Source organism: Gilliamella sp. B3801 (genome assembly GCF_026536645.1).
Taxonomy (GTDB): Bacteria; Pseudomonadota; Gammaproteobacteria; order Enterobacterales; family Orbaceae; genus Gilliamella; species Gilliamella apicola_I.
This window is the reverse complement of record NZ_JAFNNR010000001.1, coordinates 173983-187829: the sequence shown is the minus strand read 5'-3', so window position 1 is coordinate 187829 and position 13847 is coordinate 173983. Positions and strand designations below refer to the sequence as shown.

Below are 13847 nucleotides of genomic sequence, written 5' to 3'. Positions count from 1 at the left end.
CCAAATGTAATAAGGAATAACCATGTCATTCAAAGCTATTGTGTTAGAAAAAGATGAAAACCACGGTTTTACAAGTTCTATAAAAACCGTCCCCCAACAACAATTACTTCAGCAAGGTGACACATTAATCGAAGTTCACTACTCAAGCATTAACTATAAAGATGCATTAGCACTCACTAACAAAAGCCCCGTTGTCCGACAATGGCCAATGATACCGGGTATTGATGGCGTGGGTAGTGTCATTGAGTGTGCAAATGGTCACTATCAAAAAGGGGATATGGTCATCTTAAACGGTTGGGGATGTGGTGAAACCCACTGGGGATGTTTAGGACAATATGCCTACTTAAAATCAGAATGGTTAATTCCGTTACCACAAAATATCACCCCTTATCAATCAATGGTTTTGGGTACTGCCGGCTATACCGCCGCCTTATGTGTAAAACGACTGCTTGATTTCGGCATCAAACCGCAAAATGGCGCTATTCTTGTAACGGGTGCAAGTGGTGGCGTGGGTTCCATTGCTGTTGCCCTGCTAAGCAAATTAGGTTATAGCGTAACAGCCTCGACCAGCAAAATGGATGATCAAGACTACCTACGCAAACTTGGTGCAACCAATATCATTGACAGCCAACCATTAAAACAAGCAGGCAAACCACTCCAAAAAGAACAATGGGCTGCCGTTGTCGATGTGGTTGGGTCACACACACTTGCAAATGCGTGTGCACAAACACAATATGGTGGCATAGTAGCTTGCTGTGGATTGGCACAAGGTATGGACTTACCTGCAACGGTTGCACCATTTATTTTGCGTGGTGTAACATTAGCCGGTGTTGATAGTGTAATGGCAACTTATCAACATCGTTTAGCGGCATGGCAGTTATTATCCCAACATCTTGATGCATCAATGCTATCCCATATTGGCAAGACCATAACTTTAAACGACTGCAATGATATCGCCACTAAAATGATAGCAGGACAAATAAAAGGTCGATATGTGGTTGATGTGAAAAAATAAAGTTAATCTTGACGCCTTAAAAGCATTCAAATTAAGATAATCAAGCCAATCAATACCGACAAAAAAATGTTGATCTTAAATACATTATGTAAGTGTTGACTATGGCTTAATATGATACTTTTGTTTGATGCCAGCTAGCTCGTCATGCGTGGTGGCATTAAATGCTTCGACCATCCAGTCTGGCCAACCTTGACCTTCTATAATCTCTTTTTTAAATTGGAGCTCTTCATCTGTCTTATATTTGCCTTCGTTTAAGTCGGTTAAATCATCAAAACACATAAAATTATTGACCCAACCCCAGACCAGATAACTGCCTACACCAGCACGTAATGGGTCTAACAGTATATGGTCGATTGTCTTATGGGTATGAGGTTTACACACCATTAATATGGTGCTATTCAGTGAGTTTCGAGAAAAGTTATGCACCACTACCCCTTGTAAATACGCCCAGTCATACTCTTTAATTCGCTTTTTATTGGGGTGAAGAAGATAAATTGGGTTATAAAGAATTCTAAAACTAAAAAAGTAACTTTCGTTCACATAAACCTGACCCGTTTTGCGGTTAAAAATTATTGGGCTTCCACGACGTGTAAAAAGATTTTGGTATAAACCTGGTAAAATAATATTAAAAAAAGCAAATATCATAGCTAATAAACCAACAATATCTACCATAAAAAAATATATATCTTCTTCATCTTGAAAATTTATAAGACTAAAACACAATTCGAATCCTATAAAAATTCCTGGCACTGCCATAAATAAAGCTAAAAGAAAAAGAAATGAATAAAAAATCTGATCCTCTTCTATTTTACGAATAAAAGCACAATAATTATCATTGGCATAAAGTAGGCGATCATCCTCCCCCGTTATATATGTCGGGCCTTTATCTAAATCGCCAATACAACCGGGTATTTGTGGGCGGTATTTTGATGCCATGTTAACTCCTTATTCCTTATCGTTTTTTTGATATCCAAGCTTATTATGACGCTTCAACATTATACTTTTGTTTGATTTTAGCTAACTCCTCATGCGTGGTGGCGTTAAACGCTTCGACCATCCAGTCTGGCCAACCTTGACCTTTTATAATCTCTTTTTTGAATTGAGTTTCTTGTTCCCATTTGTATTTACCGTCATTCAAACTAATTAAATCATTGGCACACATAAAATTATTAACCCAACCCCAAACCTGATAACTACCAATGCCATTGCGTAGCGGATCTAACATAATATGGTCGATGGTTTTATTGGTATTGGGTTTGCATACCATTAAGATAGTGGAATTGAGGGAATATCGGGAAAAGTTATGCACGACCACCCCTTGTAAATACGCCCAATCGTATTCTTTAATACGTTTTTTATTGGGATGCAAAAAGGTTAAAGGGTTGCGTAATATCTTAAAATTAAAAAAATAGCTTTCATTGACATACACTTTACCGGTTTTACGGTTAAAAATAATGGGGCTGCCTTTACGAGTGAAAAGGTTTTGGAATAAACAAGGAACAACTATTGCGTATAAAGCAAAAATACAAGTGATTAAACCGATTGTTATAATAATGAATACAGTTAGATCTTCTTTCATTGTGAACTCTAATAGAAGATGACATAATTTAGCGCCAAAAAAAAGAATCGGACTACTTATACATAGCAATATGAAACATAGTGAAAGATAAAAAAGTTGATCGAATAAAGTTTTACGTATAAAAACGCAATAATTATCATTAGCATACAATAAACGTTGATCGGCACCTGTTAAATAGTTACCGCCTTTATCTAAATCACCTATCCATCCAAGGATTTGGGGTTGATATTTTGATGGCATGGTTTTACTCCTGATTCCTTATTGTATAGCGTTATATCCAAGCTTATTATGACGCTTCAACATTATACTTTTGTTTGATTTTAGCTAACTCGTCATGCGTGGTGGCATTAAATGCTTCGACCATCCAGTCTGGCCAACCTTGACCTTCTATAATCTCTTTTTTAAATTGGAGCTCTTCATCAGTTTTATATTTGCCTTCGTTTAAGTCGATTAACTCATCAAAACACATAAAATTATTAACCCAACCCCAGACCAGATAACTGCCTACACCAGCACGTAATGGGTCTAGCAGTATATGGTCGATTGTCTTATGGGTATGAGGTTTACACACCATTAATATGGTGCTATTCAGTGAGTTTCGAGAAAAGTTATGCACCACTACCCCTTGTAAATACGCCCAGTCATACTCTTTAATTCGCTTTTTATTGGGGTGGAGAAGATAAATTGGGTTATAAAGAATTCTAAAACTAAAAAAGTAACTTTCGTTCACATAAACCTGACCCGTTTTGCGGTTAAAAATTATTGGGCTTCCACGACGTGTAAAAAGATTTTGGTATAAACCTGGCAAAATAATATTAAAAAAAGCAAATATCATAGTCAATGAAAGAATTATAGTTACCAATGAAGCATATATATCTTCTCTATCATCAAAATTTATAGGTATAAAAAATAATTTGACTCCTGCAAAAATTCCTATAGCGCTCATGAGCAGAGCTAAAAGAAAAAGAAATGAATAAAAATTTTGATCTGATTTTGTTTTACGAATGAAGGCACAAAAATTATCATTGGCATAAAGTAGGCGATCATCCTCCCCCGTTATATATGTCGGGCCTTTATCTAAATCGCCAATACAACCGGGTATTTGTGGGCGGTATTTTGATGCCATGTTAACTCCTTATTCCTTATTGTTTTTTTGATATCCTAGCTTATTATGACGCTTCAACATTATACTTTTGTTTGATTTTAGCTAACTCGTCATGCGTGGTGGCATTAAATGCTTCGACCATCCAGTCTGGCCAACCTTGACCTTCTATAATCTCTTTTTTAAATTTGAGCTCTTCATCAGTCTTATATTTGCCTTCGTTTAAGTCAATTAAATCATCAAAACACATAAAATTATTGACCCAACCCCAGACCAGATAACTGCCTACACCAGCGCGTAATGGGTCTAGCAGTATATGGTCGATTGTTTTATGGGTATGAGGCTTACACACCATTAATATGGTGCTATTCAGTGAGTTTCGAGAAAAGTTATGCACCACTACCCCTTGTAAGTACGCCCAATCATATTCTTTAATTCGTTTTTTATTGGGGTATAAAAAGGTTAACGGATTGCGTAGTATTTTAAAATTAAAAAAATAACTTTCGTTTACATACACTTTACCCGTTTTACGGTTAAAAATGATTGGTTCACCTCGGCGAGTAAATAAATTATGATAAAGTTCAGGAATTATAAGATACATAGCGACTACTGAAATGACCTCTGCAAATATAGGTAGAATCAAAAAATAAATCTCATCTTTACTATCCCATAATAAAATTAATTGAAAAGACATATACATTGCAATAGGTAAGAATAAAATAACGACAGTAAATATCACTGAATAAAAAATCTGATCCTCCTCTATTTTACGAATAAATGCACAATAATTATCATTGGCATAAAGTAGTCGATTATCGGCATCCGAAATATATGTAGGACCTTTATTTAAATCGCCAATACAACCGGGTATTTGTGGGCGGTATTTTGATGCCATGTTAACTCCTTATTCCTTATTGTTTTTTTGATATCCTAGCTTATTATGACGCTTCAACATTATACTTCTGTTTAATGACGGCTAGCTCGTCATGCGTGGTCGCATTAAACGCTTCGACCATCCAGTCTGGCCAACCTTGACCTTCTATAATCTCTTTTTTAAATTGGGTTTCTTGTTCCCATTTGTATTTACCATCGTTCAAGCTGATTAAATCGTTCGCACACATAAAATTATTGACCCAACCCCAGACCATATAACTGCCTATACCAGCGCGCAGAGGATCTAACAATATATGGTCGATTGTTTTATGGGTATTAGGTTTGCACACCATTAAGATGGTGCTATTGCGTGAATATCGGGAAAAGTTATGCACCACCACCCCTTGTAAATATGCCCAATCATACTCTTTAATACGCTTTTTATTCGGGTGTAAATAGGTAAGCGGATTTTTTAAAAATTTAAAATTAAAAAAATAGCTTTCGTTGACATAAACTTTTCCTGTTTTACGGTTAAAAATGATTGGGGCACCTCGGCGAGTAAATAAGTTTTGGTATAATTCAGGTAAAATCGCATAAAACCCTAAAAAACAACCTATCAATGCGAATATACATACAGTTTCAATTTTCACATCATAATCATTTGAAGTATTAAATACAAAGACTATAAGAGATACGAAAACAGTTGCTGGAATCAAACAAATAAACGCTAATAAATAACCCAATGTATGACCAATCTGTTCAGATTTCGGTTTCCGAATGAAAGCACAAAAATTATCATTGGCATAGAGTAGTCGATTATCTGGCCCCGTAATATATTTTGTGCCTTTATCTAAATCGCCAATACAACCGGGTATTTGTGGGCGGTATTTTGATGTCATATTAACTCCTGATTCCTTATTATATAGCGTTATATCCAAGCTTATTATGACTCAACATTATACTTTTGTTTGATATTGGCTAGCTCGTCATGCGTGGTGGCGTTAAACGCTTCGACCATCCAGTCTGGCCAACCTTGACCTTCTATAATCTCTTTTTTAAATTGAGTTTCTTGTTCCGACTTGTATTTGCCGTCATTTAAACTGATTAAATCGTTTGCACACATAAAATTATTAACCCAACCCCAGACAAAATAACTGCCTACACCAACGCGTAATGGGTCTAACAGTATATGATCGATTGTCTTATAGGTATTGGGTTTACACACCATTAAGATGACGCTATTGCGTGAATATCGGGAAAAGTTATGCACCACTACCCCTTGTAAATATGCCCAATCATACTCTTTAATACGCTTTTTATTCGGGTGTAAATAGGTAAGCGGATTTTTTAAAAATTTAAAATTAAAAAAATAGCTTTCGTTGACATACACTTTACCTGTTTTACGGTTAAAAATGATTGGGGCACCTTGGCGAGTAAATAAGTTTTGGTATAATTCAGGTAAAATAACATAAATCCCCAAACAACAACATATAAAACATGATATACCTAAAATTTCAGTTTTCACATCATATGGTGAAGTATTGAATACAAAAACTAACAGTATCGATAAAATAGTTGCTGGAATCGAAAGAATAAATGCTAATAAATAACCCAATGTATGACCAATCTGTTCTATTTTCGGTTTTCGAATGAAAACACAATAATTATCATTAGCATAAAGCAGTCGATTATCGGCATCAGATATATATTTTGTGCCTTTATCTAAATCGCCAATACAACCGGGTATTTGTGGGCGGTATTTTGATGCCATTATATTCTCCTTGTTTTAATGGTTTAGTTAAATTTTACCTTTTTTAGTAATGATTAGTGGTATTTCTTCACGATTATTGTATTGAATAATTATTTGGTACTTTTTAATAAAATATCTGGGCTTACTTCCTGCTGACCATATATCAACGGTTAATCCATCCATATCAAGATCACTTGGTTTTTCGTAAATCATATAAGGTATATTATCGTTTGGGGGTTGGGTTAACACATTTTTAGTGCCGTCAGGTAAAGTTTTGATTAATAAAAATTCAGATGGTTCACGGATATGCTTTGGATGCACTAAATTACTTATCTGCGCATTTTCTGATGTAAGATTATCATATTGTTCAAAGAATTGCTTTTTATCCAATATTATTTTATAACCATTTACACCTAATGGGTCATTTATATGATTTAATTTGATCCCTTTATCTGTGCTTGCTTGATATTTTACATCGATATAACTATCTTCTTCGCCAAATTTTTTGATAAAAAACCTAATATAAACAGTTAGGTTTTCCTTTTCATTTAAGCTTGCAAATTTTGGAATATTCAAATAAAAATAGATATGCCTTTGATATCGATTAGCTGAATTTAATGTCGGAATTTGTGGTGGTGTAATATTCAATTTTTTTACATGCAAAAAAGTTTGAATATTATAAGTCGCTATTGCATAATCATTTAAAGCTAAACCAAAACCACTGTGATCAGTGTAATCCTCTTCTCGATAAGCGCTATAGCCCAAATAATCAAACTCTGCCTGTTTGCCAAAACAGCAGCGGTTTAACCAATGTTGAATAGGGGTTAAATTATCGTATTTTTTACTGAACATAATCATAATTGCACCTGCAATCGCTAAAATGGCACCAATAAGTATAATCACCCATCCCCCTGCTAATATAAGCAGGAAAGAACCAATTCCTGACATTAAAGCCCCCATAACACGTGATACCATGTAACGTTTATCTTTCATATTCATCATATCTAATGCACTGTATAACTCCCCAGCAGCCTCGATCATAGACATTACCCCAAATACTTTATTGACCGTGGTAGATATCATGCTATTTAAATTAATTTTAGCTTTTAGGAGACTTACATTTTTGCCTGCAATAAGCGCATCTTTTAGTTGCATATTTAATTTGATATTTTTATATTGGCTAGTTATATCAACAGCAAGAAGTCCTAATGATAACAATTCTTTAAGTAGCTGTTGTTGGGCTTGTTGAGCGCCATTTCCTTCTTTAACCTTATCCCAATCTTTCAGGATATCGTTAATATTCATTAAATTAATACATCCTAATACCCCACCCACCGCAAGATTGATTTTAAAGGTAAATTTTCCTTTTTTGATTTCATTTTCAGCTTCTTCTAGATCAATTTTAATACTACTCTGATTTTTTTGATTCTCATTGAACACAACAACATCTTTTACTTTTCCAATTTTGTCATCGATTTTGGTTTTGGCTCGGTTGGTGTTTTTATCACTGGTTTCGTTCAATATTTGGGTCGTGGTTGTTTTGCCTCGATTAGCATGTTCTAAGCTTTCAAGACGTATTTTTTGCTGATATTTTAATTTGAAATAATCTTTATAGGCTTGCTCCATAAATTGTTTTAAATTATAAGGGCTTAATTTGCCATTAATACTGTTTATAAAGTTAACAAATAAAGTTTTAGTGTGTACGTCAGGAAAACATAACGTAAATTTAACCTTTTGCACTTTGCCCGATCCCGTTTTGACTGGCTTTTCATCAATATCAAAATTGTCGAGAAAGGCAAGTTCGTGTGGGTGATAAATGCCTCTATTAAAAAAAGACCGGTGCATTTGGGTGAATAAATTCTGAATTTTAGCAATATTTGCGGGTCTCACTTCCACATTAATTTCAACCGGCAAAGCCCCAAGTTTAGCTAGTTGATCAAACGCATTTAATCGCATCCACTCGGTTTTAATTGGAAAACGTAAGGTATCTTTCGCCAAGATTGCCTGCTTTTTTAGTGCTGTATTTGCTAGCGGTTTGCTTTCAAGTGTAACTGCCGCTTCGGCGGTTTGGGTAAGATTAGATAGCTGTTGTTCAATGGCTTTAAGTTCTTTGTTAAGTTGCTGAATTTGGGTTTCATAGCTCCTCTTTAACTTTCTAAGCTGTTCACGTGCAGCGGGATCACTGGCTGGAATGTTTTGCTTTTGCTTTTCCAATTCGGCTATTTTTTGTTGGTTTTGTTCGATTTCAGCTTCTGCTCGTTGCTTGTTTTCAAGTAATACTTTTGTTTTATTTTCTAACTCGATATTATGTTTTTTTTCTGTATAACGATTAATAACCGAAAAAAATTTAGTCGCTTGTGATATCAGTTCAAGGGGTTTTAACAGACTATTATCAGTCAGATCAACATAAAGTTCTTTATCATGATCGATTCCTTTAGGGTTATCGTATTCACTGATGTAGTAAATACTTTCAGGATTACTGAGTAGTTCGTCCCATAATGCGCTGTCTTCATCCAATTTTATTTCGGAATGGGTGGAATCGAGTAACATATTTGTCACTTGTGATAGATAGACTAGTTGCGTTTCTTGACTGCTAAAATCAAATTCACGTTGCCAAAAATGGTTGGTATTGACGCTAAGCGGTTTTGTTTCAGTAAAAGCTGAGGTAAAGCCATCTTTGCCAAATAACCAACGTGCATACGTAAAATAGTCTAATGACCACTCTTTATGGTAGTTCACTACTTCTTTATATGCTTTTTCTAATTCAATATCGAATTTTTTAATTTCACCTTGATTGATGTGTTTATCAAAATCCTCAAGCTTTTCCCTTTTTTCTGCATATAAACTGCTTACACGAGTAAGCATTCTTGTCGATTCGGGAATGCCATTATAGCCTACAGTGTCCAGACCCGAATTTTTAAAATTTTCAATCTCTTCTTGTACTTTTGCAATTTGTTGATCATAAACAGATATAATAGAAGATCGGTATTGTTCAATTAATTGCAATATCATGCGTTTTTTGAACATAACCGGTTTATAATAGTTAAATTGTCGCTGTAACTTTGGATTAATGGTTTTGAACATGTTTTTCGCACGTTGTGCATAAATTTTATTCAAATTATCAATATCGTCAAAACCGTTTATTGTTTCTTCCGCTAAATTGATTTCATCGTCAGTCAGTGGCTGTTCATTAAATTGATGCAGATGTACAATGCGCTGTGTGTTAAGTTCTTCGGCAATGCCAAATGTGTCTTCTAATACAACACCACAAGATATTGGTTTCGATCCTTTATATAACTGGCTAGCATGCGTTGCAAATTGTTTTTTTTGCTGTTTAAAACTGTTAAAGGTATGCGCCGATTCAAAGAAAGGTAATTCATTATCATCAAAACGAAACTCCAATACTTTGCTTGGGGTTTCGGTATTATTTACCTGACCAAAGATATCGGTAAACGGGACAGCCCGGTTACCGGTTGCTTCTGCCGGAGACTGAGCTAAATTAGTAATATCTATTTTGGTAAAACGAGATAATACTTGATTGTCTTGCTCTTTTAGATAATCTTCAACGGCTGTTGTACTCCAAGGTTGCGCACTGTATGCTACCCATGCTTGAGTATAGTCTTGTTGTAGATGAATAAATGCTGCCGGAATAGTGTGACAGTGGTTTTTACAGGCTTTTGATAATGGTCTTGGTTCGGTACAAGCGAGTTCGTGGTTGTTTTTTAACCTTAACGCCCCTTCAATACATTCATATGTATGGATTATTCGACTGTTTATATCTTCACCTTGTTGTTGCATTACATAGATGTAACCGTCTCGCAAAGTTCGTAAAATATAACCGTATTCGTTTAATTCTTCATCGGGCATTCGTGATTTAAAATTTAAATTTTTTGTATAATTTGCCAACTCTTGATAATCGGGATCCGCCCCAACCGTTTTATGTGGTTTCATTTTTATCACCGCCTGACGCAATAAAAATACCGGTATTCCTGTACGACCACACGCCAGGCAATTACCACAGGCTTCGTTTTTATTTTCTATGACAATGTTTTCTGCTTTATTCATCGTATACTCTTTAATTCTTTATTTTTCTTTATTCTGTTAATAAATGGATTTGACTTTCAAGGTTAATCTTGGCGTTAATGACATGTTTAGAGAATGTACCGGGTGCCAGTTGTGCTTTAGGGATCTGTTCAAGTACTTGTGGATGTGTAGTAAATAGATGTTGATACCGTAATCCATTTAATCCCCAAAACAGGATATCAGCAGCATCGGTTAAGCCTAATTTGTCAGCTTGTTCAATTAATTGTGTTGCCTGTATAATTACCTGCTTTTCAAGTGGCACATTTTTTTGTTCCTCAAATCGTGTGCGGTTATTTGCCCATGCATTAACAAGCGTGCGAATGACCCTTAATTTTTTTAAACGCTCACAGTATTCAACACTCCAACCTTGTTCTATTGTTGATTCGTCTTTATTTATATAAGGAATGAATTCTCCATTGTGAATTGACGGATAATAATAGTTTTCAATTTGTGAAAATTGCGCTTTGAGCCATGCGTTGTCTTGGTCTGAACCAAGTTCATGTAAAAATTGCATCCGGAAAGGTTCAAAAAAGGGATAATAATGTTGTCGCAATGTTTTAGCGATGTGATTTCCAATATTAATAATTTGTTTTGCCAATATTGACGGTTTAAGATCGGTGACAATAAATGCACAGATATACCGTTTTGACCAAAAACATTCAACCGAGGCTTGCATCGTGATTTTATCAATGATTGCTTGTTCTAAAAATTGATAAGGTTCAGCAAGCATAACTAATGTTGGGCATACGCTTGGATCATAATCTAAATCAGTGCGTAAAACCGTTGTAAGTTTTTTTTCGCCAAATGATTTATCTTCACCATATAAACTCTGTAATCCTCTACGTGATAATGGACTGACCGAATTAAGTGCGATTTTATTATCAACTAAAAGATAGCGATATTTGTTGAAACTGGCTCTTTTATTTAATTCTCTAAGCATATTTAATCCATTTCGGTACAGAGTTTAACATCTAACTCGCTTGATTTTAGTTGAATTTTTTTGTTTAGGGTCGCAGGTGACATTTTTTGCATTGCATTACATTTAAGATAAACATTATCTGGCGAGCCGAGTTCAATCCCTGCCTTGCTGATTTTGATGTACGAGCCACCACAAACAAACGTCATGTCTTGCGCTGCGGTAAAGCCTACTTTGCTGTCGACACTGTTTATTTGTATATCTTGTTTTGCCGCCAAGGCTAGTTGGTCGGTTTGGGCTTGTACATCGATATCACCTTGATTAGCAAACACTTTCATCCCCGATTTTTGTGCCAGTAAGCTAATCGCTTCTGATGTGGATACGGTAATATTTTTTAACGCCGTGATATCCGTCTGGTTTGACGTTGTCACCGTTACACTGTTGGCACTGGTAAGCTGGATATTTTCTGGACTGGTTAACGCTATGCCTTGTTGGGCATAAGCAAGAATGCCAGGTTGTGATATATTGGTTACTGCACTTTGTAATTGTTGTTGTGAATCAACATCAGGCGCATGACTTTGCGCTTGTTCCGCCGCATTTTGGAGTGCCTTAGCTATCGATAACGCATTTTCCAGTTCGGCAATTGCCCCTTGCATATCCAGTTGCTTGCCTTGCGCTTTCGGCTCGGTCTGACTGGTCAAATACAATCCTCGATTCGCCGCAATCGCCCCCCATTCATCGGTACGCAGTTCAAACCCTTCACCCCGTTGCTCTTTGTTGTTGTTAACAAGATGCCCGATATTGAGTTGTGTTTTACCGTATTCGGTCGCCAGCTTGATATGCTCTTGCCCCCGTTTGTCATCCATACGTAACTTGTTATTGGTTGGGGTACGAATCACATTACGGTGTTTGTTTATTGTCGTCACATGGTCGGGGTGCGCACTGTCATGCAGGGCATGGGCAATATACGGGCGGTCGGGATTACCGTTAGTAAAGGCGATGGCAACTTCTGTGCCGTCAATCAGCGGAAAATGGAAGCCATATTGATTGCCGGCATAACTTCGGGCCAGTCTAACCCATAAACTTTCTTCACCACTGCGCCACTGTGCTAAGTCGAAGTTAAACTTGACCCGATAACGACCGTGTATATCAATGTAACCATACGTATCATTGTCAGGACTGGTCACTCTGGCCGGTAGTGTCCCTTTTATTTCCGGAAAAGGTAACACTTGTGGGCGGTAAGGGATTAATACATTAAATGGTATTGCCGTAAATTCGATTTGATAAGGTTGACTGCGGTCTCCCCTGCCCCGTGTGGTTAAGATGATTACGCCGTCTTGAATGTTATCTAAAGGACTGTTTTCGATAAACACCTGTTGCCCCGGTGTCAGCGTAAAATCATTACAATATCCATAAATAATCTGTTGGTGGCTGATTGCCTGCTGATGCCGGATTTTGGCATACCATTCCCCACTTTCTACAACATTTTCTTCTTTGTCTTGTCGTCGGTTTTTGTAATGTTCATCGTATCGGTAATCGTTACCATATGTCGTGGTTGAATTGACAGCCGTGTTGGCGGTCGATAGCATGTTATCTTTTGCCTGACGATAATTGTAATCGTTTACTGTGACGGTTTGTAATGTAGTGTGTGTGGTTTGCGATAATGCCCATATGCTGTCACAACTGCGGTCTCCCATTCCGCTTGGGGTCTGGTATAGTATGCTACCATGTTTGGTAAAGGCTTGTTGTTCATCCCCCAGTACAATCACCCCACAATGATGTTCAGCATGCGTTTCAAAACGTAGCCATATCCCGACATCTGCCAGTAAGCGCAAGATAAAGTTTAAATCACTTTCTTTCCACTGCGTTATCAGCTCTCTTATCGGGTAGGTTTGCGTTAATTCTAAGCGGTAGTCTATGCCGGTAAAACCATGTTGGCGTAAGATTGATTCCACCACACTAACAACACTTTGATTTTGATATATGGCACAACCTATATTGTTTTTTAATAGGGCTAATTTAGGTTGTAACACGATTTGATAGCGGGCTTCATCTTTACTGGTCGACAGTAAACTAAACTCGGTTACCACGCCATGAACGGTGCGGGTTGACGGTCGTTTATCCAGTGAACTTATCCCACCAACCAGTGCATTCATTGACGCCGGTAAAAACGAAAACGATGCTGGTTGTTTTAAGATTGCATCGGTTGACAGTGAGCGGTTAGCGGTCGTAAATATAATGGTATATTGCCACAGGTTATCGAGCTGTTCTTGAAGGTCGACCGAATAAATGGAAATATCATCTAATTCGCTGGATTTATCAAGTTTAAGAATATAACGATTTTGGGGGGTGTCACTACCTTTAAAGGCATTAAGACCGGCAGAAACTAGATTAAGCAAAGACTGATTTGAAATTGACATCCGAGTATTCCCTTACAAAGCATATCCCATACAAAATAATGTTTGTAAATATTTATTAAAGTTATTAAATGCAAAAAAGATTAATGAGTAATCAATAAGTTTATAAATT

10 protein-coding genes are annotated in these 13847 nt (G+C 36.5%); 1 reads left to right on the top strand and 9 read right to left on the bottom strand.

Translation table 11 applies throughout. The features are described from left to right. Window positions 1–22 precede the first annotated feature (22 nt). On the top strand, window positions 23–1015 hold the full coding sequence (locus tag J3U14_RS00780; protein ID WP_267351236.1) for an MDR family oxidoreductase: 993 nt from the start codon (window positions 23–25) through the stop codon (window positions 1013–1015). A gap of 99 nt (window positions 1016–1114) precedes the next feature. Here the strand turns inward: J3U14_RS00780 and J3U14_RS00775 are convergent, their stop codons facing one another. From J3U14_RS00775 to J3U14_RS00735, 9 genes are read right to left on the bottom strand one after another with little or no spacing between them, the layout of a single operon-like run. Continuing rightward, window positions 1115–1951 carry a DUF6708 domain-containing protein gene (locus J3U14_RS00775; protein WP_267369541.1) on the bottom strand — a complete coding sequence of 279 codons (837 nt, stop codon included), beginning with the start codon at window positions 1949–1951 and terminating at the stop codon, window positions 1115–1117. A 43-nt stretch (window positions 1952–1994) separates the two neighbouring features. Beyond that, window positions 1995–2834 carry a DUF6708 domain-containing protein gene (locus tag J3U14_RS00770; RefSeq protein WP_267351534.1) on the bottom strand — a complete coding sequence of 280 codons (840 nt, stop codon included), beginning with the start codon at window positions 2832–2834 and terminating at the stop codon, window positions 1995–1997. A gap of 46 nt (window positions 2835–2880) precedes the next feature. Continuing rightward, the gene (locus J3U14_RS00765; RefSeq protein WP_267369539.1) at window positions 2881–3720 is read right to left on the bottom strand and encodes a DUF6708 domain-containing protein; all 840 of its coding nucleotides are present in this window, start codon (window positions 3718–3720) and stop codon (window positions 2881–2883) included. A 43-nt stretch (window positions 3721–3763) separates the two neighbouring features. Further along, on the bottom strand, window positions 3764–4591 hold the full coding sequence (locus tag J3U14_RS00760; RefSeq protein ID WP_267351537.1) for a DUF6708 domain-containing protein: 828 nt from the start codon (window positions 4589–4591) through the stop codon (window positions 3764–3766). A gap of 43 nt (window positions 4592–4634) precedes the next feature. After that, window positions 4635–5468, bottom strand: coding sequence for a DUF6708 domain-containing protein (locus tag J3U14_RS00755; protein WP_267369537.1), 834 nt, complete (start codon window positions 5466–5468; stop codon window positions 4635–4637). A 44-nt stretch (window positions 5469–5512) separates the two neighbouring features. Then, window positions 5513–6340, bottom strand: a complete 828-nt coding sequence (locus J3U14_RS00750) for a DUF6708 domain-containing protein (RefSeq protein WP_267369535.1) — start codon at window positions 6338–6340, stop codon at window positions 5513–5515. A 27-nt stretch (window positions 6341–6367) separates the two neighbouring features. Continuing rightward, complete coding sequence (locus J3U14_RS00745) at window positions 6368–10384, bottom strand: toxin VasX (RefSeq protein WP_267351538.1); 4017 nt, start codon at window positions 10382–10384, stop codon at window positions 6368–6370. Window positions 10385–10412: 28 nt separating this feature from the next. Next, a complete protein-coding gene (locus J3U14_RS00740) occupies window positions 10413–11342 on the bottom strand; it encodes a hypothetical protein (protein ID WP_267351540.1) in 930 nt (309 codons plus the stop codon). A gap of 2 nt (window positions 11343–11344) precedes the next feature. Further along, complete coding sequence (locus J3U14_RS00735; protein ID WP_267351542.1) at window positions 11345–13738, bottom strand: type VI secretion system Vgr family protein; 2394 nt, start codon at window positions 13736–13738, stop codon at window positions 11345–11347. Window positions 13739–13847 lie beyond the last annotated feature (109 nt).

Excerpts from the sequence above, each read along its gene's own strand:
- J3U14_RS00735 (WP_267351542.1), bottom strand. The coding sequence starts at position 13,738 with ATGTCAATTTCAAATCAGTCTTTGCTTAATCTAGTTTCTGCCGGTCTT.
- J3U14_RS00760 (WP_267351537.1), bottom strand. The coding sequence starts at position 4,591 with ATGGCATCAAAATACCGCCCACAAATACCCGGTTGTATTGGCGATTTA.
- J3U14_RS00775 (WP_267369541.1), bottom strand. The coding sequence starts at position 1,951 with ATGGCATCAAAATACCGCCCACAAATACCCGGTTGTATTGGCGATTTA.
- J3U14_RS00770 (WP_267351534.1), bottom strand. The coding sequence starts at position 2,834 with ATGCCATCAAAATATCAACCCCAAATCCTTGGATGGATAGGTGATTTA.
- J3U14_RS00740 (WP_267351540.1), bottom strand. The coding sequence starts at position 11,342 with ATGCTTAGAGAATTAAATAAAAGAGCCAGTTTCAACAAATATCGCTAT.
- J3U14_RS00755 (WP_267369537.1), bottom strand. The coding sequence starts at position 5,468 with ATGACATCAAAATACCGCCCACAAATACCCGGTTGTATTGGCGATTTA.
- J3U14_RS00780 (WP_267351236.1), top strand. The coding sequence starts at position 23 with ATGTCATTCAAAGCTATTGTGTTAGAAAAAGATGAAAACCACGGTTTT.
- J3U14_RS00750 (WP_267369535.1), bottom strand. The coding sequence starts at position 6,340 with ATGGCATCAAAATACCGCCCACAAATACCCGGTTGTATTGGCGATTTA.
- J3U14_RS00765 (WP_267369539.1), bottom strand. The coding sequence starts at position 3,720 with ATGGCATCAAAATACCGCCCACAAATACCCGGTTGTATTGGCGATTTA.
- J3U14_RS00745 (WP_267351538.1), bottom strand. The coding sequence starts at position 10,384 with ATGAATAAAGCAGAAAACATTGTCATAGAAAATAAAAACGAAGCCTGT.